General features: G+C 70.0%; 18 protein-coding genes. 8 read left to right on the forward strand and 10 right to left on the reverse strand.

Annotated elements, in window-relative coordinates:
* Positions 1-195: 195 nt before the first annotated feature.
* Together SLW55_RS07705 and SLW55_RS07710 are read left to right on the forward strand one after the other, a co-directional pair.
* On the forward strand, positions 196-2628 hold the full coding sequence (locus SLW55_RS07705) for a membrane-bound PQQ-dependent dehydrogenase, glucose/quinate/shikimate family (protein WP_320744993.1): 2433 nt from the start codon (positions 196-198) through the stop codon (positions 2626-2628).
* 308 nt (positions 2629-2936) lie between these two features.
* Positions 2937-4790 carry a methyl-accepting chemotaxis protein gene (locus SLW55_RS07710; RefSeq protein ID WP_320744908.1) on the forward strand — a complete coding sequence of 618 codons (1854 nt, stop codon included), beginning with the start codon at positions 2937-2939 and terminating at the stop codon, positions 4788-4790.
* Positions 4791-4826: 36 nt separating this feature from the next.
* Here SLW55_RS07710 and SLW55_RS07715 read toward each other — a convergent pair whose 3' ends face one another.
* The 5 genes from SLW55_RS07715 to rluD form a co-directional block, all read right to left on the reverse strand.
* Positions 4827-5579 (reverse strand): hypothetical protein, encoded by a 753-nt coding sequence (locus SLW55_RS07715; protein ID WP_043091756.1) that lies wholly within the window; start codon positions 5577-5579, stop codon positions 4827-4829.
* Positions 5580-5828: 249 nt separating this feature from the next.
* Positions 5829-6221, reverse strand: coding sequence for a thiol-disulfide oxidoreductase DCC family protein (locus SLW55_RS07720; RefSeq protein ID WP_052250900.1), 393 nt, complete (start codon positions 6219-6221; stop codon positions 5829-5831).
* Between the two features lie 37 nt (positions 6222-6258).
* On the reverse strand, positions 6259-6801 hold the full coding sequence (locus SLW55_RS07725; RefSeq protein ID WP_320744909.1) for a DUF4166 domain-containing protein: 543 nt from the start codon (positions 6799-6801) through the stop codon (positions 6259-6261).
* Positions 6786-7559 carry a peptidoglycan editing factor PgeF gene (gene pgeF / locus SLW55_RS07730; RefSeq protein ID WP_267114281.1) on the reverse strand — a complete coding sequence of 258 codons (774 nt, stop codon included), beginning with the start codon at positions 7557-7559 and terminating at the stop codon, positions 6786-6788. The genes SLW55_RS07725 and pgeF overlap by 16 nt, the downstream gene beginning before the upstream one ends.
* Positions 7560-7671: 112 nt before the next feature.
* The gene (gene rluD, locus SLW55_RS07735; protein ID WP_043091751.1) at positions 7672-8679 is read right to left on the reverse strand and encodes a 23S rRNA pseudouridine(1911/1915/1917) synthase RluD; all 1008 of its coding nucleotides are present in this window, start codon (positions 8677-8679) and stop codon (positions 7672-7674) included.
* 116 nt (positions 8680-8795) lie between these two features.
* On the opposite strand from rluD, the gene SLW55_RS07740 reads away from it, so the two are divergent.
* The 4 genes from SLW55_RS07740 (at position 8796) to SLW55_RS07755 (ending at position 13243) form a co-directional block, all read left to right on the forward strand.
* Positions 8796-9671 carry an outer membrane protein assembly factor BamD gene (locus SLW55_RS07740; protein ID WP_017910377.1) on the forward strand — a complete coding sequence of 292 codons (876 nt, stop codon included), beginning with the start codon at positions 8796-8798 and terminating at the stop codon, positions 9669-9671.
* A 335-nt stretch (positions 9672-10006) separates the two neighbouring features.
* Complete coding sequence (locus SLW55_RS07745; RefSeq protein ID WP_320744910.1) at positions 10007-10957, forward strand: hypothetical protein; 951 nt, start codon at positions 10007-10009, stop codon at positions 10955-10957.
* 52 nt (positions 10958-11009) lie between these two features.
* Entirely contained in the window at positions 11010-11747 is a 738-nt protein-coding gene (locus tag SLW55_RS07750; protein WP_320744911.1) for an ATP-binding cassette domain-containing protein, read from the forward strand.
* Between the two features lie 32 nt (positions 11748-11779).
* The gene (locus tag SLW55_RS07755; protein WP_320744994.1) at positions 11780-13243 is read left to right on the forward strand and encodes a glycine betaine ABC transporter substrate-binding protein; all 1464 of its coding nucleotides are present in this window, start codon (positions 11780-11782) and stop codon (positions 13241-13243) included.
* A gap of 188 nt (positions 13244-13431) precedes the next feature.
* Here the strand turns inward: SLW55_RS07755 and SLW55_RS07760 are convergent, their stop codons facing one another.
* Positions 13432-14640, reverse strand: a complete 1209-nt coding sequence (locus SLW55_RS07760; protein WP_320744912.1) for an aminotransferase class V-fold PLP-dependent enzyme — start codon at positions 14638-14640, stop codon at positions 13432-13434.
* 70 nt (positions 14641-14710) lie between these two features.
* On the opposite strand from SLW55_RS07760, the gene egtB reads away from it, so the two are divergent.
* A complete protein-coding gene (egtB, locus tag SLW55_RS07765; RefSeq protein WP_320744913.1) occupies positions 14711-16000 on the forward strand; it encodes an ergothioneine biosynthesis protein EgtB in 1290 nt (429 codons plus the stop codon).
* Positions 15997-17016 (forward strand): L-histidine N(alpha)-methyltransferase, encoded by a 1020-nt coding sequence (gene egtD / locus SLW55_RS07770; protein ID WP_320744914.1) that lies wholly within the window; start codon positions 15997-15999, stop codon positions 17014-17016. Before egtB ends, egtD begins: the two co-directional genes overlap by 4 nt.
* 190 nt (positions 17017-17206) lie before the next feature.
* On the opposite strand, the gene SLW55_RS07775 is transcribed toward egtD, so the two are convergent.
* From SLW55_RS07775 to sucC, 4 genes are all read right to left on the reverse strand, one after another.
* Positions 17207-18844, reverse strand: a complete 1638-nt coding sequence (locus tag SLW55_RS07775) for an NAD+ synthase (RefSeq protein WP_320744915.1) — start codon at positions 18842-18844, stop codon at positions 17207-17209.
* A gap of 458 nt (positions 18845-19302) precedes the next feature.
* Complete coding sequence (locus tag SLW55_RS07780; RefSeq protein ID WP_320744916.1) at positions 19303-21360, reverse strand: pyrroloquinoline quinone-dependent dehydrogenase; 2058 nt, start codon at positions 21358-21360, stop codon at positions 19303-19305.
* A gap of 379 nt (positions 21361-21739) precedes the next feature.
* Positions 21740-22615, reverse strand: coding sequence for a succinate--CoA ligase subunit alpha (gene sucD / locus SLW55_RS07785; RefSeq protein ID WP_026144653.1), 876 nt, complete (start codon positions 22613-22615; stop codon positions 21740-21742).
* Between the two features lie 22 nt (positions 22616-22637).
* Positions 22638-23807: an ADP-forming succinate--CoA ligase subunit beta gene (gene sucC, locus SLW55_RS07790; RefSeq protein ID WP_010342227.1), complete on the reverse strand. Its 1170-nt coding sequence runs from the start codon at positions 23805-23807 to the stop codon at positions 22638-22640.
* Between the last annotated feature and the right edge of the window lie 316 nt (positions 23808-24123).

Genomic DNA, 24123 nt, shown 5'->3' on the forward strand with positions numbered 1-24123 from the left:
CCGCGCCGGTTCCGCGCTTTCCGAGAACGCGCAGCGCGGTCGCTGCCTTGCGATGCGCGCCGTCCTCGCGACCCCGCGCTCGCCTCTCCCCCCACGATCGCCTGCATCGCCGCCATTCGCGCCACGCGCCAGGGATCCTCGTCGGATGTTTCGCTCATGACCGTTTCTCCCCCACCGAATGGAGCCGGCCGCTGGCTGTTCGCCGGCTATGCCCTCCTGATCGCCGTGATCGGCGTCGCCCTCGCCGTCATGGGCGGGCAACTCGCCGCCGTCGGCGGCTCCTGGTACTACCTGCTCGCCGGCGTGGCCCTGGCTGCGTCCGGCGTGCTGCTCGCGCTCGGCCGCCGCATTGGCCTGTGGCTGTTCGGCGTCACCCTGGCCGCGACCATCGCCTGGGCCCTGGCCGAGGTCGGCCTGGACGGCTGGGCGCTGATTCCGCGCCTGGCGATGATCTCGGTGCTGGGCCTGCTGCTGTTGCCGTTCTGGAAGGTCGCGCGCTGGCGTTTGGCGCCCGTGTCCGGCATCGGCTACCTGCTGGTCGCCGGCGTGTTGCCGGTGCTCGGCGCGGCGCTGGTGTTCGTGCCGCTGCTGTTCCCGCGCACGGTGGAACTGGCCGACCCCGGCCTCGCCGCGCAGCGTCCGCAGGCCGCCTTCAGCCGCACGACCGTGGACAGCCCCGACGGCAACGTCGCCGGCAACCACGATGCCGGCAACTGGACCGCCTATGCCGGATCCAACCTGTCCAACCACTACAGCCCCGGCGCACAGATCACCCCGGACAACGTCAAGGACCTGAAGATCGCCTGGGAATTCCACACCGGCGACCTCAAGCCGGCCGGCTCCAAGCTCGGCTACGCATTCCAGAACACCCCGCTGAAGGTCGGCGACCTGGTCTACATCTGCACGCCCACGCAGAAGGTGATCGCGGTGGAGGCCACCACCGGCAAGGAGCGCTGGCGCTTCGATCCGCAGACCGACCCCAAGGCCATGGCCGGCGTCGCCGCCACCACCTGCCGCGGCGTGTCCTACTTCGAGGCGACCACGCCGGTGGCCGAATGCGCCAAGCGCATCTTCTGGCCGATGGTGGACGGCCGCCTCGGCGCGCTCGATGCGATGACCGGCAAGCTCTGCGACAGCTTCGGCACGCACGGCTATGTCGACCTGAACAAGGACACCGGCAACACCAAGCCCGGCTTCGTCGGCCCCACCTCGCCGCCGGTGGTGATGCGCGGCGTGGTGATCCAGCCCACCGGGCAGATCCGCGACGGCCAGGAACGCGACGCGCCGTCCGGCGTGGTGCGCGCCTTCGACGCGATCAGCGGGCAGTTGCGCTGGGCCTGGGACCTGGGCAACCCGGCCATCGACGCGGCGCCGCCGGCCGACCAGACCTACACCCGCTCGACCCCGAACGTGTGGTCGCTGATGGCCGCCGACGATCAGTTGGGCCTGGTCTATCTGCCCACCGGCAACGCCTCCGGCGATTTCTTCGGCAAGCAGCGCACCCCGCAGGAAGAGGAGTACACCGCCTCGCTGGTCGCGCTGGATGCGGCCACCGGCAAGGAACGCTGGCATTTCCGCACGGTCAATCACGACCTGTGGGACTACGACATCGGCCCGCAGCCGAACCTGGTGGATTTCCCGGTGCCCGGCGGCGGCACCCGCCCGGCGGTGATCCAGGCCACCAAGTCCGGCCAGGTGTTCGTGCTCGACCGCGAAACCGGCGCGCCGATCATGCCGGTGCAGCAGATCCCGGTGCCGCAGGGCACCGACCACGGCGACTGGACCGCCAAGACCCAGCCGGTGTCGCCGGGCATGCCCAATACCGTGGGCGCGCCGAGCAAGGACTACGAGACCCTCGTCGAATCCGATGCCTGGGGCATCACCCCGTTCGACCAGTTGGCCTGCCGCATCCAGTTCAAGCGGCTGCGCTACGAGGGCATGTTCACCCCGCCCAGCCTGGGCGGTTCGCTGGCCTTCACCGGCAACCACGGCGGCATCAACTGGGGCGGCGTGTCGGTGGACCTGCAGCGCGGCATCATGGTGATGAACAGCAATCGCCTGCCCTACACCGAGCACGTGTATCCGCGGAAGGACATGCAGGCGCTGGGCGTGGTGTCGGTGTTCAACGGCAAGAGCAAGACACCCGGCTACATGGCGCAGGAAGGCCTGCCCTACGGCGCGCGCAAGGAGCCGTGGATGTCGCCGCTCAACACCCCATGCGTGGCGCCGCCGTGGGGCTATGTCTCCGGCGTGGACCTGCGCACCCAGCAGGTGATCTGGCGGCGTCCGCTGGGCACCGGCTACGACCAGGGCCCGATGGGCATTCCGTCGAAGATGAAGTTCGAACTGGGCACGCCCAACAACAGCGGCTCGCTGGCCACCGCCGGTGGCGTGACCTTCATCGGCGCGGCGCTGGACAACTTCCTGCGCGGCTACGACACCCAGACCGGCAAGCTGCTATGGGAAGTGCGCGTGCCCGCCGGCCCGCAGGCCGCGCCGCTGAGCTACACCGTCGATGGCAAGCAGTACATCGTCGCCGCGATCGGCGGCCACGACCGCATGGAGACCAAGGCCGGCGACAGCGTGATCGCCTGGACCCTGCCCGACGCGGCGACCTCGGCGAAGTAAGTAGGCAATCCCATCCCGCCACCGGCCGCACGCATGCGGCCGGCGGCGTATGGCCGCCCTGGCGCTGGATTTTCCGGGTTCGCCCGAGCCGCGTCCCGCCCGCGGCCCTGAGTCGATCGCCTGCTGCGCCGCAGCACATCATCACGCCTTCGGCGCTCTGCCTTAGGCGTTCAGTCCATATAAAGTTTCCGACGAACGGCAGGTGAAGGCGATCAAGCCGGCACGGTGATATGCCGATACTGGATCACCCCCCACGCGATCGCACCGCCCTCGCGGCGTTGCCCGTTGTTTCCCAGCCGGTGCAGACCATGCCCTCGCCAACTGCCGTTCTCCGCCCCACCGCCTCCTGGCTGCGCCCGCGTTCGGCGCTGCTTGCCCTGTCCCATGTCCTGATCCTGCTGGCGCTGGCCGGCTATGCGTTGCACGTCGGCCGCACGGTGGGAGCCAACGGATCGGCGTTGCCGCGGTTGCTGCCGGCGCTGCTGGTCGCCGTGGCCGCCGCCGCGGCACTGGTGTGGCTCGGCAGACGCAGCGCGCCACGCGCCCTGGAACACGCCACGCAGGCGCTGCAGGCACTGGGCGAAGGCCGCTTCGAGCAGCGTGTGGAGGTGCTCGGGGACACGGCCGAGGTGGCGCTGCTGCGTGCGCTGCAGAACGCGCAACAGGCGCTGGCGGCGCGCCAGGCGCAGACCGAAGCCGAACTGCGCCACGGCCGTTTCGTGATCCAGGCGCTGGACGATCTCGACACCATGGTGCGTATCGCCGACGACGATGGCCGCGTGCATTTCGCCAACCGCAAGCTGCTGCAGATGCTGCGCACCATCGAACCGGACGTGCAGCGCTTCCGCCCCGAATTCCGCGCCGAACAGTTCGTCGGCGGCAGCATCGGCGACATCTATCCGGACAGCCAGGCGGCGATCGATCGCATGCGCGCGCTGACCGGCTCCAAGCGCGTGCGCGCGCCGTTCTTCGGCCGCCAGATCGATTTCGTGTACAGCCCGATCGACGATGCCGACGGCCGCCGCCTGGGCACCATCGCGCAATGGGAAGAGGTGACCGCGCAGGTCAACGCCGAACAGGCGCTGGCCACGGTGATCGAGGCGGCCGCGCACGGCGATTTCAGCCAGCGCATCGAGACCGCGGCGATGGACGGCGTCCTCAAGTCGCTGGCCGAGGGCGTCAACCGCATTTCCGATGGGGTGGAGAGCAACCTGGCGCAACTGGCCGGAGCGCTGGCGGCGCTGGCCGAAGGCGACCTCACCCACCGCGTCGACGGCCAGGCGCAGGGCGTGTTCGCGCGCTTGCGCGAGGACACCAACCGCACCGTCGCCAAGCTCACCGAAATCATCGTCGGGATCCAGGAGTCGGCCGACACGATCCGCCGCGCCGCCTCGGAGATCGCCGCAGGCAATACCGACCTGTCCGACCGCACCGAACAGCAGGCGGCGAGCCTGGAGGAGACCGCCAGCTCGATGGAAGAGTTGACCTCGGCGGTGAAGCAGAACGCCGACAACGCGCAGCAGGCCAACGGCCTGGTGCAGAACACCGGCGAGGTCGCCCGTTCCGGCGGCCAGGTGATGGACGAGGTGGTGGCGACGATGCGCGCGATCAGCACGTCCTCGCAGCGCATCGGCGAGATCATCGGCGTGATCGACGGCATCGCCTTCCAGACCAACATCCTGGCGCTCAACGCCGCGGTGGAAGCGGCGCGCGCCGGCGAACAGGGCCGCGGGTTCGCCGTGGTCGCCTCGGAGGTGCGGTCGCTGGCGCAGCGCTCGGCCGATGCGGCCAAGGAGATCAAGGACCTGATCGAAGCGTCCACGCGCACCGTCGGCGAAGGCGCCGCGCTGGTCAACCGCGCCGGCGCCACCATGCACGAGATCGTCGGTTCGGTGCAGCGGGTGACCGGCCTGATCGGCGAGATCAGCGCCGCCAGCGGCGAGCAGTCCAGCGGCATCGAACAGGTCAACCGCACCGTGGCGCAACTGGACGAGGTGACCCAACGCAACGCCGCCCTGGTCGAGGAAGCCACCGCCGCCGCGCGCAGCATGGAGGAGCAGGCCGGCGGCCTGGCTGCGGCGGTCGCGGTGTTCCGGATCGAGACGGGACAAGGGCGGCCGGGCGGCAGCAATGTCACCCCACTGCTGCGCCGTACCTACTGAGGCGACGCACGCGACGACCGCCCGCCCCGTCCAGGATCAGGCAAAGCGCATGAATTGCTGGAGCAGGAACTGCAACTGGCTGGCGCGGGTGGGAAACTCGCTCTGAGGAAAGTACCCGGTGTCGGTATTGATCACCGTCACGACGTCATCGCCATTGGGCGCTTGCGAAACGAAGGATTGCTGGGCCTGCCCGAGCAGCATCAATTGCCCCAGCACGTGCGGATAGTAATCGGCATAGAACCGCTCCACCGCCTCGCGCGTGGCGAAGGCATGACCGGCATGGGCCTTCCTGCTGGGGCCGGTCGCATCGACCACCTTCAACGGCTTGTACACGTTGCCGGTCTTTTGCTTGTCGCCGCCCCACACTGTTCCGGCCAAGGCGCCCTCGTTGACGAAGACGACGGCGTCGTTCAACTCCAACGGCTGGGCGGTATTCTGCTGGATGATCTCGTCGGTGCGACGCGCGACCAGTTTCAGGCGTTCGATGCTGGCGGCGATGTCGGCCGCGCTTGCGCCGAGTTCGCGATACAGCGCCACATTCTGGATGTTCTGCGCGAAGGTGTCGTCCCGGTCCCAGTCGCCCGCATAGAGCCCCACCACGCGCGTCGGCCTTTCGTAGATGGCGAAGCCGGATCGGTGCAATGGACGCAAGCGGATGAACGGGCCCGTCCCGCTCATGTAGTAGGTACTGGGCAGCTGCTCGCCGACGAATCTGTAGTTCTTGATATCGATCGTGCCGAACACGCGATTGCTTGGATCGATCAGCCGCGCAGGCGTAGGACTGGGCATAGCGAAACTCCTCTCGGGCGGGTGTGGGAGCGTGGAAACGGGGGGCACCACGGTGCTATCTGCCAAGGAGGCTGACGGACGCCGCTGCCAGCGGCTTGCCAGCAGAAGCAGCAGAGGAATCTCCATAGTTGCCGGTCCGATCGCGTGGGTGGCCCGTCCGTCAAGAACGGCCACCGCAGGCACTTGTGAACCCGCGGCGATGGGCTCGCGCGAGGAAACAGCCGACAAGGCGCGCCGCGCGCGTCGTGCTCACTCCAGAAAGCGCGAGCGCTGTTGCGGCTCCGGCAGGAAACACTGCGCCGTGGTACCGAACCAGCGATGGCGGTTGCGCGCCAGCACCCGGTAGCCGGCATCGCGCCAGCGCCGCGGCAGCAGGCGCAGCAACGCGACGCTGCGCCACACCCCGCCAAGCCCGGCGATCACCGCGATCGCCGCGTCCGAATCGGTCAAGGCACCGTGCCGTGTCAGCAGCAGGAACGACAGCGGATCGGCCGGATCCAGGCCGTGCTCGCGCAACAGCGCGCTGCCGCGCGGCGACTGCATCGCCGCAAACCGGTAGCGGCCGCGGCGGTCATGGCGCAGCAGGAACCGCACCCAGCGGCTGCACAGCGCGCAGACCCCGTCGAACACGACGATGGCCATGTCCTCCGACGCCGCGGGCGCCGCACCCGCTGGCGGCTCAGGCCGGCGCAAGCCAGCCCTCGTAGCGGATGAACGGGCCGATCCACGGCAACGTCACCGCGATCACGAACGCGTAGCGCCCGTCGCGCTGGTCTTCGCGGCAGTGCACGCCGGCCAGCCAGCACCGCGGCAGCGGCAGCACGCCGAAGGCCCAGGCCCGCGCCGCGCGCCATTCGATGCCGGCGCCGTCGATCCGCAGGGCGAATTCGAACACCACCGCACCCAGCCGCTCGCGCAGGCGGCCGCGGTGCAGCCACAGCCGCGAGGGCATCGCATGCGTGCCGAAACGGCGCTCCCAGCGCTCGCCCTGGGCATCGGCGCGAAACACCACCTCCACCGGCGTCGCCGGCCCGGTGCGCGGCAGCCGCACCAGCCACGCGCACAGCGGCAGCAGCGGGTGGCGGCCGCGCTTGACCATCGCCTGGCCGACATAGCGCGACTGCGACGAGGGCGTGTGCAGCGCGCGCAGCACTGGCGGCAATTGCGCGAACGCCGGCCCCAGCACCTGCGCGAACAGCGGCGGCGTCAGGGCGCGATCCACGCCAGGGTCGCCATGCGCCCGCTGCGGCGGTCGCGCCGATAGGAGTAGAAGCGCTGCGCATCGGCGATGGTGCACAGCCCACCACCGTGGATCTGCTCCGGGGCCAGGTCAGCCGCGACCAGGCGTTGCCGCGCCAGCGCGTACAGATCCACCCGCCAGTGGCCGGGCCGGGTGTCCACGAATGCGGCCGCGGCGGCCGGATCGTGGCGCAGGAACGCCTCGCGCACCTCGGCGCCGATCTCGTAGTGCTGCGGTCCGGCCGCCGGCCCCAGCCAGGCCTGCAGTTGCGTGGGCGGCGTACGCAGCGCGGCCACGGTGGCTTCCAGCACGCCGCCGGCCAGCCCCTGCCAGCCGGCGTGCGCGGCGCCGACCTCGCTGCCGTCGCGGGCGGCGAACACCACCGGCAGGCAGTCGGCGGTCAGGATCGCCAGCACCACGCCCGGTTCGGCGGTGACCGCGGCATCGGCGGTCGGCTCGGCATCGATGCCGGCGCCCTGCGGCGGCCCGTCGAAACGCAGCACCTGCACGCCGTGCACCTGCCGCAGCCAGTGCGGCGGCGTCGGCAGCGCCAGTCGCGCGGCCAACTCGTCGCGGTTGCGCTGCACCGTGGCCGGGTCGTCGCCGTCGGCAGCACTGCGATTGCCGAGGTTGAAGCGGTCGAACGGCGGCTGCGAGGCGCCGGCGCCGGTGCGCAGGGTGGTCAGGGCGTGGACCCGCGGCGGTGCCGGCCAGTCGGCCGACAGGGCGAAGTCGCTCATCGGCAGCGCCCTCGCCCGACATCGGCCGACATGCCACCAGCCTGGCGCCGCCGGCCGCCGCGCGAAATGCAGTCGCGCGCGAGGGCGTGGGAAACCGGGCTCCCGGCCATGCTCAGCGCCGCGCCCGCTCGGCGGCCGCCTGCGCATCCACGCGCAGGGCGGCCATCAGCTGCTGCAGGTCGGCCGGCACCGCCGCGGTGGCGCGGACCGGCTCGCCGCTTGAGGGATGCTTGAACTCCAGCGTCTCGGCGTGCAGCGCCTGGCGCTTGAAACCACGCAGTTCGGCGATCAGCTCCTCGCTGGCGCCCTTGGGCAGCTTCAGCGGGCCGCCGTACAACGGGTCGCCGACGATGGGGTGCTTCAGGTGCGCCATGTGCACGCGGATCTGGTGGGTGCGGCCAGTCTCCAGGCGGCATTCCAGGGCCGTGTGGGCGCGGAAGCGCTCGCGCAGCCGGTAGTGGGTGACCGCGTCGCGGCCGTCCTCGCGCACCGCCATGCGCAGGCGGTCGCGCGGATGGCGGTCGATCGGCGCGTTGGCGGTGCCGCCGGAGACCAGCGCGCCGACCACCACCGCCAGGTACTGCCGGTGCACGTCGCGCGCGGACAGCTGCGCCACCAGCGAGGTGTGCGCCTGCAGGGTCCGCGCCACCACCATGGCGCCGCTGGTGTCCTTGTCCAGGCGGTGCACGATGCCGGCGCGCGGCAGCGCCGACAGCCCCGGGTCGCGGTACAGCAAGGCGTTGACCAGGGTGCCGCTGGGGTTGCCGGCGCCCGGGTGCACCACCAGCCCGGCCGGCTTGTTCAGCACGATGACCTGGTCGTCCTCGTACAGCACCTCCAGCGGGATGTCCTCGGGCAGGGCGTGGGTCTGGGTGTCCAGCACCGCGTGCAGGCTGGCGATCTCGCCGCCGCGCAGCGCATCGCGCGGCCGCGCCGGGGCGCCGTCGAGCAGGGCGTCGCCGGATTTGATCCATTCGGCCAGGCGCGAACGCGAGTATTCGGGGAACAGTTCGGCCAGCACCGCGTCGAAACGGCGACCGGCGGCGTGATCGGGGACGCGCGCCTGGCGCGGGCCGTCGCTGACGGCGTCCTCGGGGAGATCCGGGGGGGTATGGGGCATGGCAGGGGCACGGCTTGGGTCGGAAAAAGGGGGTCGCGGCGGCCATAGTCAGTCGCAGGACAGGCCACTAGGCTATCATCGCCCCTTCGTATTCCTGCCCTGCCGCGCCCGAACCCATGATCCGACGCTCCGTCCCGCTGTCCGCGCACGTCCGTTTCATCGCCCTGCTGCTGGTCACGCTGGTCGTGGCGACGGGTTGCCACCGTCAGAAGAAGAACCCCGAAGAAGGCATGCCGGTCGAGCAGCTCTACCAGAAGGCGCATGCGCAGATGGAGAGCGGCAACTGGGCCGGCGCCGAGAGCAGCTTCAAGCGCCTGATCGCGCAGTACCCGTACGGCAACTACACCGAGCAGGCGATGATCGAAAGCGCCTACGCCCAGTACAAGGCCGGCAAGCACGACGACGCGGTGTCGACCATCGATCGCTTCATCCGCACCTACCCGACCCAGCGCAACATCGCCTACATGTACTACCTGCGCGGGTTGTCCAACTCCAACCGCGACACGGTGTTCCTGCGCCGGGTGTGGTCGCTGGACCCCAGCCGCCGCGACCTGTCCACCCCGCAGCAGGCCTACGCCGACTTCAACACCGTCGCCGAGCGCTACCCGAACAGCCGCTACGCCGCCGACGCGCGTGCGCGCATGATCGCCCTGCGCAACGTGTTCGCCCAGCACGAGCTGGACAACGCGCTGTACTACCTGCGCCGCGACGCATGGGTGTCGGCCGCCTCGCGCGCCACCTACCTGCTCGAGACCTACCCGCAGAGCGCCTACCAGAACGATGCGGTGGCGGTGCTGGCCGATGCCTACACCCACCTGGGCAACAAGACCCTGGCCGCCGACGCGCGCCGCGTACTCGAACTCAACGACCCGCAGCACCCGTGGCTGACCGGCAACTGGCCGAAGTACCCGTGGATGATCCGCAAGCTCAACCCGTTCGCCGGCGAGAAGTCCGCCGCCACCGGACAGTCGAATTCGCAGATGCAGCGCTGATCCACCGCGCCGACACGATGCACACCGACAGGGGCCGCAAGGCCCCTGTCGCGTTTCCGGGCAGCGCCGATCGGCCCCCGTGGTCCACTCGGGCACCTGCGCGCGGCGGCTGCAGTCGGCCATGACGACACCAGCGGGCACCCAAGGCGAGGCGGGTGCGCGCGTCGCCAGGCAGCGCCAGTCCCGATCACTGGACGCCCGGCATGGCGCGCCTCCAGGCCGATCCCGGCGGAGTGCGACCCGCACCGCAGTCCCGGGAATTGGCGCCGATGCCCGTGGCCGGGCTTGCTAGGCTGGTCCCGTGCCCGCCCCGGGCCGCTTCCGCCGGGAACGCCATGTCTCTGTCCCTGCTGCGCCCGCTGCTGCGCCTGTTCGCTGCCCTCCTCGCCGTCGCTGCCGCACCTGCCGCCGCGGCACCGGCCATCGTGTACGGGGTCAACGGCCACGACGGCCGCCCGGCCTACCCGCTCAGCCAGAGCGAGGCGGTGTTCCGCCTGCTCGATCAGCGCAACCTGCGCAGCTACCGCTTCGACGTGGACCCGCGCAACTTCGACGTGCTCGACCGGCTGGTGCAGCTCTCGCGCCAGTACAACATCGCGCTGCGGCCGATGGTGTACCCGATGTCGCGCGAGATCGGCTACGCGCTGGCGCGCCGCTATGCCAACGACATCAAGGTCTGGGAGATCGGCAACGAGCAGGACCTGGACCGTGCCGCCGCGCCGGCGCGGATCGCGGCCATGACCACGATGTACCGCGGCATGAAGCAGGCCTCCGACGAACTGGGCGCCGGCCTGCAGTTCACCATCAACATCACCGCCTGCAACAGCGACGACCATTCGGCCAGCGCGCGCTGCCCGGGCGACCGCAACGGCTCGCTGTGGTTCCTCGATCAGGCCAAAGCCGCCGGTTTCGACTTCGACCGCATCAGCTTCCACTACTACGCCTTCCACGGCGAGCGCGGCTACTGGATGGACCTGTATCTCGGACAATTGCGCGCCGCCGCGCAGAAATACGGCACCAAGGTGTACGTCAACGAGCTCAACTGCGCCGAGATCTACACGGGCAACACCGATGGCGGCCATCCCGGCGACGGCGCCTGCTACGACAGCGTGGCGGAGTTGCTGCAGACGTTGCGCAGCGACTATGCCGACGTGGTCGCCGAGATCAATCTCTACGAACTGCTCGACCAGCCGGACCAGCAGGGCGCGGAAGCCCATTTCGGCCTGATGTACGACCTGGGCCGGCCGAAACCGACGCTGGACCTGCTGACCGACGCCGCCCGCTGAGGCCGCGGCGTCTTCGCACGGCGTGGTCGCCGCCTGCGGCTATGCTGCGGCGATGTTCGAACTGCATCGGGTCACCCGCCGCTACGGCGACATGCTGGCGCTGGACCAGGTCGATCTTCGCATCGCCCCGGGCCGCACCACCGCGTTGATCGGTCCCAGCGGCGCCGGCAAGTCCAGCGTGCTGCGCCTGCTGCTGGGGCTGGAGTGGCCGGATAGCGGCGAGGTACGCTTCCAGGGCGAGCCACTGCGTCGCGCCACCCTGCTGGCGCAGCGCCGGCGCATCGGCTACGTGATCCAGGAAGGCGGCCTGTTCCCGCACCTGAGCGCCCGCGACAACGCCGCCCTGCTGGCGCGCACGCTGGGCTGGACGCGGCCGCGCATCGAGGCGCGCCTGCACGAGCTCGCTGCGTTGTGCCGCCTGCCGGAAGCGCTGCTGGCGCGTTATCCAGCCGAGTTGTCCGGTGGCCAGCGCCAGCGCGTGGGAGTGATCCGCGCGCTGTTGCTGGACCCGCCGGTATTGCTGCTGGACGAACCGCTGGGCGCGCTCGACCCGATCGTGCGCCACGAACTGCAGACGCAGATGCGCGAACTGTTCGCGCTGCTCGGCAAGACCGTGGTGCTCGTGACCCACGACGTCGCCGAGGCCGCCTACCTGGGCGATACCCTGGTCCTGATGCGCGGCGGCCGCGTGCTGCAGGAAGGCAGTGCACGCACTTTGCTGGAGGCGCCGGCCGATCCGTTCGTGAGCCAGTTCCTGCAGGCGCAGCGCACCCTGGAGGAGGCGCGATGACCTCGCGAGGCGCGCGCTGGCGCGCGATCGCGATGCTCGCCTTCGGTGCAGCAGCCAGTCTGCTGAGCCTGCCGGCCGCCGCCGACACCAAGGTCGTGGTCGGCTCCAAGAACTTCACCGAAGCGGTGGTGCTGGGCGAGATCGCCGCCGGCGCCGGGCGCCAGGCCGGGGTCGAGGTCGAGCACCGGCGTCAACTCGGTGGCACCCGCATCCTGTGGCGCGCACTGGAGCAGGGTTCGATCGACGCCTATGCCGAGTACACCGGCACCCTGGCCGCCGAACTGCTGCAACTGCCGGGCGCCGACGACGACGCGCTGCGCAAGGCGCTGGCGCAGCGCGGCCTGGCGATGAGCGCGCCGCTGGGCTTCGACAACACCTATGCGTTCGGCATGCGCCGGCAACGCGCGCAGGCGCTGGGCATCGTGCGCCTGTCCGACCTCGCCGCGCATCCGACGCTGAAGTTCGGACTGAGCAACGAATTCGTCTCGCGCGCCGACGGCTGGCCCGGCGCGCGCGACGCCTACGGCCTGCCGCAGGTGCCCACCGGCCTGGACCACGACCTCGCCTACCGCGCGCTGGACAGCGGCGCGATCGACCTCACCGACCTGTACAGCACCGATGCCGAGATCCCCGCGCACGACCTGCTGGTGCTGCAGGACGACAAGCACTACTTCCCGCGCTACGCGGCGGTGTTCCTGTACCGCGCCGACCTGGCGCAGCGCGCGCCGCGCTTCGTGCAGGCGCTGCAGGGATTGGGCGGCCGCATCGACGCGGCGACCATGCAGCGGCTCAACGCCGAGGCCAAGCTCGACAAGCGTGCCGAAAGCACCATCGCCGCACACTGGCTGGGCATCGCCGCGCCGGCCGAGGACGGACGGATGCAACGGCTGCTGCAACGCACCCGCGAGCACCTGGCGCTGGTCGGGCTGTCGCTGGGCCTGGCCCTGCTGGTGGCGCTGCCGCTGGGTATCCTGGCCGCGCATCGGCCACGGCTCGGCCAGGCGGTGCTGGCCCTGACCGGCGTGCTGCAGACGCTGCCGTCGCTGGCGGTATTCGTGTTCATGATCCCGCTGTTCGGCATCGGCGCCAAACCGGCGATCGCCGCGCTGTTCCTGTACAGCCTGCTGCCGATCGTGCGCAACATGCATGCCGGCATCACCGGCATCCCGCGCGAGCTGCGCGAGACTGCCGCCGCGCTGGGCTTGCCGCCGGGCACGCGGCTGTGGCGGATCGAACTGCCGCTGGCGCTGCGCACTCTCCTCGCCGGCATCAAGACCGCGGCGGTGATCAACGTCGGCACCGCGACCCTGGGCGCGTTGATCGGCGCCGGCGGCTACGGCCAGCCGATCCTCACCGGCATCCGCCTGGACGACCTCGGCCTGATCCTGGAAGGCGCGGTGCCGGCCGCGCTGCTGGCGCTGCTGGTCCAGGGCCTGTTCGAGCTGCTGGAACGGGTGCTGACCCCGCGTGGATTGCGCCTGGCGGCGCGGCGGTAGGTCAAGCCAGCACCGCTGGGCATCAGCGATGTGGCCGGCCTTCGACAACCCGCACCCGCGCTAAACGCATCACAGCGGCATCGGGTCGCGGCTGAAGCCAGGCATCAAACAGGATCGACGATGCGGACCAGTAGTCGATTGCCTTCCCATCGAAACCGAAGACAGACAACAACCGCACGCACACGCGCTCAAGCACGCGCCGCAGCCACCATCTCTTGCGCCAGGCCGCGCATCGCCTCCGGCGTCAACTGCAGATAGGGCGCGATGCGCAGGGCGCCATGGCGATGGGTGCAGGTGACTTGCGCGTGCTGCAGCCATGGCAGCAAGGCCGGCATCGAAGATGCTGGTGGGCGCAGCGCGTACAGGTGCGGCGCATGCCCAGGCACGGTCCAGTCGCCCGCGCCCAACGCATGCAACTCCGCGTCGAATGCCGCACCAAGTGCGCCAAGCCGCTGCGCGATGCGCGCCGGCTGCCACTGCTGCACCTGCTGCAGCGCCGCGCTGGCCATCGCCAGGCGCAGCGGGTCGGCGACGCCGCCGGCATCGAAGCGACGCGCGCCGCTGCGGTACGGGGGCGGCGCCTCGGCCTGGAACTGCCAATCCGCCCCCGGGTCGCGCGCCTGCCAGTGCTGCTCGAACGGCACGCCGTGCGCGCGCCAGTGCGGCGAGGCCCACAGCCATGCCAGCCCCATCGGTCCGAGCAGCCATTTGTGTCCGACAGAGACCACGAAATCCGGCCGCCAGGCGTCCAGCCGGGCCGGCAGCACGCCCAGGCTCTGGCTCAGGTCCAGCACCAGCATCGCGCCGGCCGCATGCACGCGCGGCGCGATCCGATCCAGATCCAGCAGACCGCCGTCGCGCCAATACGCATTCGGCAATGTCGCCACACGCACGCGCGGCTGCGCGTCGAGCGTGGCCAGCACCGCATCAGTCCAGTCCTGTCCGGGCGCCCGCCGCACCACCGCGAGGTGCGCACCGCTCTCGGCGCAGCGTTGCTGCCACGCCAGTAGATTGGACGGAAACTGTCCATCGAGCAGCAGGACCGCATCGCCAGGCGCCAACGGCACCTGCCGCGCCGCGATGGCCAGGCCATAGGCGGCCGACGGCACCATCGCCACGCCCTCGCCGTCGCCCGCGAACACGGTGGCCGCGGCCAGCGCGCGCAGGTTTTCGATCTGCGCGCGCCAGGCATCGAAGGACAGCGTCCAGGGCGCGATCGACTCGGCCAGCGCCGCCTGCCCCGCGACCAGTGCACGGTGCAGGCGCGGCCCCTTGCTGGCGGTGTCCAAGTAGCGCACGCCGGGCGGCAGCGCGAACGCCTCCGCCGCGGTATCGAGGTCGACCAGGGCGCCGGCGGAAGCCGAACCGGCAAGGTGGTGCAAGGCGCTCGTAGACATGTGTCTAGGGTAACGCCACGGTCCGCGACGCGTGACGGTCCGTTCACGCCGCTGCGCTAAGACTGCATCGATGCAAGCGATCTCTCCGGCGTCACCGCCCTCGCCCATCGCATCCGTCGCGACGCTGGCGGACCGCCTGCGCCGCGTGCGCGCACGCAGCCGTCATCTCGCCGCACCATTGAGCGAAGAAGACGCGATGGTGCAGAGCATGGACGACGCCAGCCCGGCCAAATGGCATCTGGCGCACACCACCTGGTTCTTCGAGCGGTTCGTGCTCGGCGCCGATCCGGCGTACCGCCCCCACGATCCGCAGTGGGACTACCTGTTCAACAGCTACTACCAGAGCATCGGTCCGGCGCATGCGCGGCCGCATCGCGGCCTGCTGTCGCGGCCATCGCTGGCGCAGGTGCTGGACTACCGCGCGGAGATCGAAAGCCGCGTGCTGGCGCAGTTGCAGGCGGGCACGCTGGAGCCGCAGACGCTGCAGATCCTGGAACTGGGCCTGCAGCACGAACAACAACACCAGGAACTGCTGCTCACCGACATCAAGCATGCGTTCTGGCGCAATCCACTGGGCCCGGCCTATCGCGCCGACCTGGCGACGCAGCACGCGCCGGCGTCCCCGCTGCGCTGGCTGCAGCGCGACGAACGGATCAGCGAGATCGGTGCCGCGCCGTGGCCGGCGCATGCCCACTTCGCCTACGACAACGAATCGCCGCGGCATCGCGTGCTGGTGCCGGCGCATGCGCTGGCCAGCCGCCCGGTGAGCAATGCGGAATACGACGAGTTCATTGCCGATGGCGGCTATGCCACGGTCGGGCTATGGCTCAGCGACGGCTGGGCGCAGCGGTGCGCCGAGGATTGGCAGCGCCCGCTGTACTGGCATGCCGACGGCACGCGCGAATTCACCCTGGGCGGCTGGCGCGAACGCGATCCGCATGCGCCGGTGTGCCATCTCAGCCTGTTCGAAGCCGATGCCTTCGCGCGCTGGGCCGGCGCGCGCCTGCCGACCGAGGCGGAGTGGGAACAGGCTGCCGCCGGTGTCGCCATCGTCGGCAACTTCGTCGACACCGATGCACTGCATCCGCAGTCGACGGCGCCGGCCGACACCGGCCTGCAGCAGTTGTTCGGCGATGTCTGGGAATGGACCGGCAGCGCCTACCTGCCCTACCCCGGCTTCCGCCCGTGGTCGGGTACGCTGGGCGAATACAACGGCAAGTTCATGAACGCGCAGTGGGTGTTGCGCGGCGGCAGCTGCGCCACGCCGCGCGACCACATCCGCGCCAGCTACCGCAACTTCTTCCCCTCCGATGCGCGGTGGCAGTTCGCCGGCGTGCGCCTGGCCAAGGATTCCGCATGAATGCCGCAACCGCCCGTGCCCTCACCGAAGCCGCCCTGACCGACCTGCATCCGCAGCCGGACGACATCACCGCCGATGCGATCGCCGGCCTGTCGTGCAGCCCCAAGCAGCTACCGTCCAAGTATTTCTACGACGCCGAGGGCTCGCGCCTGTTCGAGGCGATCACCCGCCAGCCCGAGTACTACCTGACCCGCACCGAGCTGGAGTTGCTGGAAGCGCGGATGCCGTCGATCGCGCAGGCGGTGGGCACTGGCGCGCACGTGGTGGAACTGGGCAGCGGCAGCGGCCGCAAGACCCAGTTGCTGCTGGACGGCCTGCGCATGCCGGTGGCGTACACGCCGATCGAGATTTCCCGCGACATGCTGATGTCCAGCACCACGCGGCTGGCCGAGCGCTTCCCGCACATCCAGATGCTGCCGGTGTGCGCCGACTTCACCGCGCCGGTGGCGCTGCCGGCACCGCAGCGCGGCGCGCGCCGCACCCTGGTGTTCTTCCCCGGCTCGACCCTGGGCAACTTCACCCGCGAGGACGGCATCGCCCTGCTGCGCTCGATGCGCCAGACCATGGGCGCGGACGGCTGCGCCCTGGTCGGCATCGACCTGGTGAAGGACACGGCACTGCTGGAGGCGGCCTACAACGACGCCGCCGGGGTCACGGCCGAATTCACCCTGAACCTGCTGCGCCGGCTCAACCGCGAGATCGGCAGCAACTTCGACCTGGCGCAGTTCCGCCATCATGCCGTTTATTCGGAAGCGCGCGAGCGCATCGAGACCTTCCTGGTCAGCCAGTGCGCGCAGCAGGTGACGGTGGCCGGGCGCCGCTTCGATTTTGCCGAAGGCGAAGCGATGCAGGTCGAGTACAGCCACAAGTACACCGACCAGAGCTTTGCGGCGATGGCCGCCGAGGCCGGCCTGCGCGTCAGCCACGGCTGGAATGCGCAGGACGATGCGTTTGGGTTGCGGTTGTTGCAGAGCGGGGACCCAGGGCCCGGGGGCCGGGACCCGGAAAAGCCGTAATCCTCCAAGATGCGGCACGCCATGATGGTGTCCGCGGCAAAATCGCTATCAAGCGATTTTTTGGGGGAGGGGCTTCAGCCCCGACAGGCTTTCCCGGTAAAGCCCGTCGGGACTGAAGTCCCTCACACGGTGCAATCGCAACCGCCTTGCACTCGCGGAAAAATCGCGGGTCCCGACTTTCCCGAGTCCATCAACCCTGGTAGCCATTGCTGATCGGATAGCGCCGCTCGCGCCCGAACGCGCGGCGCGACACCTTCGGTCCCGGTGCGGCCTGGTGGCGCTTCCATTCGCTGATGCGCACCAGCCGCACCACCCGGTCGACCACCTCGGCGGCATAGCCGGCGGCGACGATCTCGTCGCGCGATTCCTCCTGGTCGACATAGCGGTACAGGATGCCGTCGAGCACGTCGTACGGCGGCAGCGAATCCTGGTCGGTCTGGTTGGCGCGCAGTTCCGCCGAGGGCGGCCGCGCGATCACCGCCGGCGGGATCACCGGCGCACCGCCCACCGTGTTGCGCCACTTCGCCAGGCCGAACACCTCGGTCTTGTACAGGTCCTTCAGCGGCGCGTAGCCGCCGCACATGTCGCCGTAGATGGTGGCGTAGCCCACCGCGTACTCACTCTTGTTGCCGGTGGTCAGCAGCAGGCCGCCGAACTTGTTGGCCAGCGCCATCAGGATCACGCCGCGGCTGCGCGACTGCAGGTTCTCCTCGGTGACGTCGGGCTCGGTGCCGGCGAACAGCGGGCCGAGCGCGCTCAGCAGGCCCTCGAACGCCGGCTCGATCGCCACCGTCTCCAGCTTCACGCCCAAGGTGCGGCATTGATCCGCGGCCAGGTCGTTGGACAGGTCGGCGGTGTAGCGCGACGGCAGCCGCACCGCGGTGACGTTGTCCGCGCCAAGCGCGTCCACCGCCATCGCCAGCACCAGCGCCGAATCGATGCCGCCGGACAGGCCCAGCCACACCTTGGAAAAGCGATTCTTTGCGCAGTAGTCCCGCAGCCCGCGTACCACCGCGCGCCAGGCCAGCGCATCCATGCTTTCGTCGCCGTCGTCGGTCCAGCGCAGCGGCGCGAAGCGGCGCGCGGCGGTGTCGTACTCGACCACCAGCCACTGGTCGGTGAAGGCGGCCGCGGCCGGATGCACGGTGCCGTCGCCGTCGGCCACCACCGAGGCGCCGTCGAACACCAGCGCGTCCTGGCCGCCGACCACGTTGAGATAGGCCAGCGCCGCGCCGCTCTCGCGGCTGCGCTCGGCCAGCAGCGCGTCGCGCTGCGCATGCTTGCCGCGTTCGTAGGGCGAAGCATTGGGCACCAGCACCAGTTCCGCACCCGCCCGCACGGTCGCCGCCAGCGGCTCCGGGAACCACAGGTCCTCGCAGATCACCAGGCCGACCGGCGTGCCCTTGACCTCGAACACGCAGTTCTCGCCGTCCGGGTCGACATCGAAGTAGCGGCGCTCGTCGAACACCGCGTAGTTGGGCAGTTCGCGCTTGCGGTAGGTGCGCTCGATGCGGCCGCCGCGCAGCACGCTGGCGGCGTTGTAGACCACGCTGCCGGCGCTCTGCGGCCAGCCGACCACCGCGACGATGCCGTGCACCTGTGCGGCGATGCGCTGCACCGCGCGCTCGCAGTCGGCCAGGAAGCCCGGCCGCAATAGCAGGTCTTCCGGCGGATAGCCGCTGACCGCCAGTTCCGGGAACAGCACCACGTCGGCGCCGTACTCGTCGCGCGCCTCCTCGATCAACGCGATGATGCGGTCGGTGTTCTGGGCGACGGCACCAACCGGGAAGTCGAACTGGGCCATGGCGAGACGGAGGGAAGCGGACATAGGCGACCTTGCAGGAACGAATGGAAGACCGTCAGGCGCCACACGAGCGCATCGCACCTGCCGCGGCGCCGTTGCATCGCACGGCGCCATGCGCAGTGTAGCGCTGTGCCGGGTTGCGGCCGATGATGCGCGTGCCGCCACGTTGGAGTGTGAGCATGGAGTCCGTGCAGGCCGCATCTTGGTGCGCACATGGCGGCAGCCGCGGCGATGCCATAGGCCGCTCTCTCCGCTGCGCGCGCCCGAGAAAGGCGCTTGGCCAAGCACCCGCGTCGCGACTGAAGTCGCCCCCACAATCGAGCAACATGCACGACCAATAGAAATCGCTGGTGCATGCGCCGCGCGTCGCCGCCGAAGCCGCGCTCACTCCAGGGACAGCACGTGCCGAGGCGTCACTGTGGGAGGGACTTCAGTCCCGACTGCATCACCCCCGAAACGCCGACCAGCCACCGCGCTCCGCTTCAGCGTGCCCCACCACCAGCCCGCGCACGGCGCCGCCGGCGCCAACGCCGCAGCAACACCACCACTCCCGCACACGAACTCAGCGCAGCGAGGCCCAGTACCGCCATGCGCACGCCGACGCCGTGCTGGAACACCACGTCCTTGCCCTCGCCGTCGAGCGTGTAGGCGACCACGTAGTCGCCCATCGTGCCCATGCCTTCGCGCCCGCCGGCCGCGATCACCACGTACTGCTTGCCGCCCACCGCATAGACCGATGGCGTGGCCTGGCCGCCGGCCGGCAGCTTGGCCTCCCACAGGGTCCTGCCGGTGGCGCTGTCGAGCGCGCGCAGGCGTGCATCGGCCGCCGCGGCGATGAAGGTCAGGCCGCTGGCGGTGGTCACCGCGCCGCCGAGCAGCGGCGTGCCCACCTCCAGCGGCAGCCACGGCAGCTTCTCTTCCAGGGTGCCGAGCGGGCGCTCCCAGGCGATCTTGCGCGTGCGCAGATCCACTGCCACCAGTCGCCCCCACGGTGGCTTGACGCAGGGAATGCCGCCGGAGGAGCTCAGCATGCCGCGGCGCATGTAGTACGGCGTGCCTTCCATGTCGTTGAACTGCTGGTCCGGATGGCGCGCATGCTCGGCCTTGCTGAACTGCTCGCGCGGGATCAGCGCCACCTGCATCGGCAGGTCCGACACCGGCAGGATCGCCAGCTGGCGCTGTGGATCCACCGCGATGCCGCCCCAGTTCACGCCGCCGGCCCAACCCGGCAGCGCGATCGTGCCACGCACGCTGGGCGGGGTGAACAGGCCTTCCGAGCGCAGCCCGGCGATCAGCGCTGCGCATTCGCGGCGCGCGCCGGGCGTCGCCCCCCAGGCGTCGGCGGCAGTCAGCGGCGTGTGCCGCGCCAGGCGCAGCCCCGGTTCGGGCATCGGCTGGGTCGGCGAGGCGCGTTCGCCCGGCACGTCGGAAGCCGGCACCGGCACCTCGCTGATCGGGAACAGCGGCGTGCCGTCGCGGCGATCGAAGGCGAACAGGAAGCCGGTCTTGGTCGCCTGCAGCACCGCCGCGCGCGGTCCCTGCGCAGTCTGCACCGTGGTCAGCACCGGCTGCGAGGCCAGGTCGTAGTCCCACAGATCGTGATGCACCAGTTGCTGCGCCCACACCCGGCGCCCGCTGTGCAGGTCCAGCGCCACCAGCGAGTCGGTGTCGCGGTTGTCGCCCAGGCGCTCGCCGCCGTAATAGTCGGGGCTGGCCGAGCCGGTCGGTACGTAGACCAGACCCAGCGCCGGATCCACCGACAGCGGCGCCCAGGCATTGCCGCCGCCGACCGTGGCCGCCTGCTCCGGCCGCCAGCCGGCGGCGGTGGCCTTGGCCGGATCGCGCGGCACCGGATCCCAGCGCCACAGTTCGCGGCCGCTGCGCGCGTCGTAGCCACGCACCACGCCCTGCTCCAGCGCATGCCCGCGGTTGTCGCCGATTGAGCTGCCGACCACCAGCACGTCGCCGGCCACCACCGGCGGCGAGGTCACCGCATAGTTGGCCCAGGCATCGCTGGCGTTGTCGTGCACATCGATGCCGGCATGCAGGTCGATCGTGCCGTCCTTGCCGAACCCGGCGCAGGGCTTGCCGTCGGCGGCATCCAGCGCGATCAGCCGCGCATCCAGGGTGCCGTACACGATGCGCTCGCGGCACGCGCCGGCCGTCGCCTGGGTGTCGCGCCAGAAACTCACCCCGCGCGAGGCCGGGTCGCTGTAGTGCTTGTTGCGCGGCACCTTGGCATCGAAGGACCACCGTTCGCGGCCGCTCGCCGCATCCAGCGCGAAGGCGATGCCGGTCCCGGTGGTGAGGTACATGCGCCCACCCAGCACCAGCGGATTGGCCTCGAAGCGGCGCCGCTCCGGATCGGGCAGGCCCGCGCCGAGTTCGCCGGTGCGGAACGACCAGGCGATACGCAGCCGGCCGATGTTGTCCGGGGTGATCTGGGTCAGCGGCGAGTACTGCCCGCCGCCGGGCGCGCCGGCATAACTGGCCCAGTCGCCTGGCGCCGCCGCGCAGATACCACCGATACCCATCGCCATGCCCGCCCCGCATACCGCTGCCCGCCATCGCCTGATCACGCATCCGCTCCTGTCGCCGCCGAAGAAAGTGGCGCCAGTGTCGGCACAGTGCCGGACCGTGTCGGCAACGCAGGGACGGCACCACCCGGCCAAGGGACCAATGGCGGGGCCGCAGGGACGAATGGCGACCAAGGGGATGGCGCAACTGCTTGATTGCGCAGACGTTGGCGGGGCAGCAGTGCGTGCCCGCCCCATCCGCCTCGTCGCGCCAGGGACACTGCGGCAGTGCCGCGTACCGAATCCTCTAAACGGAAAAGGCCTCGCTCGCGCGAGGCCCTTGCGGACAGCGGCGGCGACAACGACGCACCCGAAGGCGGGTCGCTGCCGCAGCGCTGACGGCTTACTTCACCAGCGAGGCGATCGCCGCACCCAGGTCGCCCGGCGAGCGGACGGTCTTGACGCCTGCGGCTTCCATCGCCGCGAACTTGCCCTCGGCCGTGCCCTTGCCGCCCGAGGCGATCGCACCGGCGTGGCCCATGCGCTTGCCGGCCGGGGCCGAAGCACCGGCAATGAAGCCGACGACCGGCTTCTTGACGTGCTTGGCGATGTACTCGGCACCGGCTTCCTCGGCGTCGCCGCCGATTTCGCCGACCATGATGATGCCTTCGGTCTGCGGATCTTCGTTGAACAGCTTGAGGCAGTCGACGAAGTTCAGGCCGTTGATCGGGTCGCCGCCGATGCCGATGCAGGTGGACTGGCCCAGACCGACTTCGGTGGTCTGCTTGACCGCTTCATAGGTCAGCGTGCCCGAACGCGAGACGATGCCGATCTTGCCCGGCTTGTGGATGTGGCCCGGCATGATGCCGATCTTGCACTCGCCCGGGGTGATCACGCCGGGGCAGTTCGGCCCGATCAGCACGGTCTCCGGGAAGGAGCGGGTCAGCACGTTCTTGACGCGCAGCATGTCCAGCACCGGGATGCCTTCGGTGATGCAGACGATGACCTTGATGCCGGCCGCGGCCGCTTCCAGGATCGCGTCGGCCGCGAACGGCGGCGGCACGTAGATCACCGAAGCGTCGGCGCCGGTGCTCTGCACGGCATCGGCCACGGTGTTGAACACCGGCAGGTCGATGTGGGTGGTGCCGCCCTTGCCCGGCGTGACGCCGCCGACGACCTGGGTGCCGTACTCGATCATCTGAGTGGCGTGGAAGGTGCCCTGCTGGCCGGTGAAGCCCTGCACGATCACCTTGGTGTTCTTGTTGATCAAAACAGACATTGGAGTTCCTTGGTGTCGTGGATCAGGCAGCGTTCTTGACAGCTTCAACGACCTTCTTGGCGCCGTCGTTGATGTTGTCGGCCGGGATGATGGCCATGCCGCTGTCGCGCAGCAGTTGCTTGCCCTCTTCCACGTTGGTGCCTTCCAGGCGCACCACGACCGGAACCTTGACGCCCACTTCCTTGACCGCCGCGATGATGCCCTCGGCGATCATGTCGCAGCGGACGATGCCGCCGAAGATGTTGACGAAGATGCCTTCGACCTTGTCCGAGGACAGGATCAGCTTGAACGCCTCGATCACGCGCTGTTTGTTGGCGCCGCCGCCCACGTCCAGGAAGTTCGCCGGCTCGCCGCCGTTGAGCTTGATCACGTCCATGGTCGCCATGGCCAGACCGGCACCGTTGACCATGCAGCCGATGTTGCCGTCCATGGTGACGTAGTTGATGTCCAGCTCCGAAGCGGTCACTTCGGTCTCGTCTTCCTGGGACTTGTCGCGCATGGCGACCAGTTCCTTGTGGCGGAAGTTGGCGTTGTCGTCGCTGTTGAACTTGCCGTCCAGCGCGTAGAGGTTGCCGTCGTCGAGGATGGCCAGCGGATTGATCTCCACCAGCGCCAGATCCTTCTCGTTGAAGATGCGGTACAGGTTGACCATGATGCTGGCGAACTGGCCGGCCTGCTTGGCGGTCAGGCCCATCTTGAAGCCGATGTCGCGGCCGTGGTAACCCTGCACGCCCTCGACGAAGTCGACGTTGAGGGTGTGGATCTTGTCCGGGGTCTCGGCGGCGACCTGTTCGATCTCCATGCCGCCTTCGCTCGATGCGATGTAGCTGATGGTGCGGGTGCCGCGGTCGACCAGCACCGACAGGTACAGCTCCTTGACGATCTCACCAGCGGTGGTCACCAGCACCAGGTTGATCGGCAGCTCGACGCCGGCGGTCTGGTAGGTGGCCATCTTGGTGCCGAGCAGCTTCTCAGCAACGGCCTTCACATCGTCGGTGGTCTTGCAGAACTTGACGCCGCCGGCCTTGCCGCGGCCACCTGCGTGGATCTGCGCCTTGACCATCCAAGGGCCAGCGCCAAGCGACTTGGCGGCTTCAACCGCTTCTTCCGGAGTCGCCGCGACCTTGCCGGCCGGGACCGGGATGCCGTACTCGGCAAGCAGTTGTTTTGCCTGATATTCGTGGAAATTCATGCGTCACCGTGGGAAAAGGAACGGCCGTCCCGCAGCGATCCGGGCCCTGAGTGGCGGCCGGGAGCGGTACGGACGGGACGCCTATTGTCGCCGACCCAGGGCGGCGGCGCAAAAGCGCCGACGCTCCGACCCGGCCGAGGACGCCGGGGAGGTCCGCTGCGGCACCATCGGCTGGCGCAGGCACCGGGCCGTCCCCGCCCTGCCGCACTCACCCGTCCCTCCTCTTGCCCCGACCGGCACCGGACCACCACCGGCGAAGGCCCGGCGAGGCCGCCGCCGCCCTGGCCGCCATCCGCGCAGACGGCACCACCCCTAT

Origin of the sequence: Xanthomonas sp. LF06-19, assembly GCF_034105425.1 — a bacterium.
Lineage (GTDB): Bacteria > Pseudomonadota > Gammaproteobacteria > Xanthomonadales > Xanthomonadaceae > Xanthomonas_A > Xanthomonas_A sontii.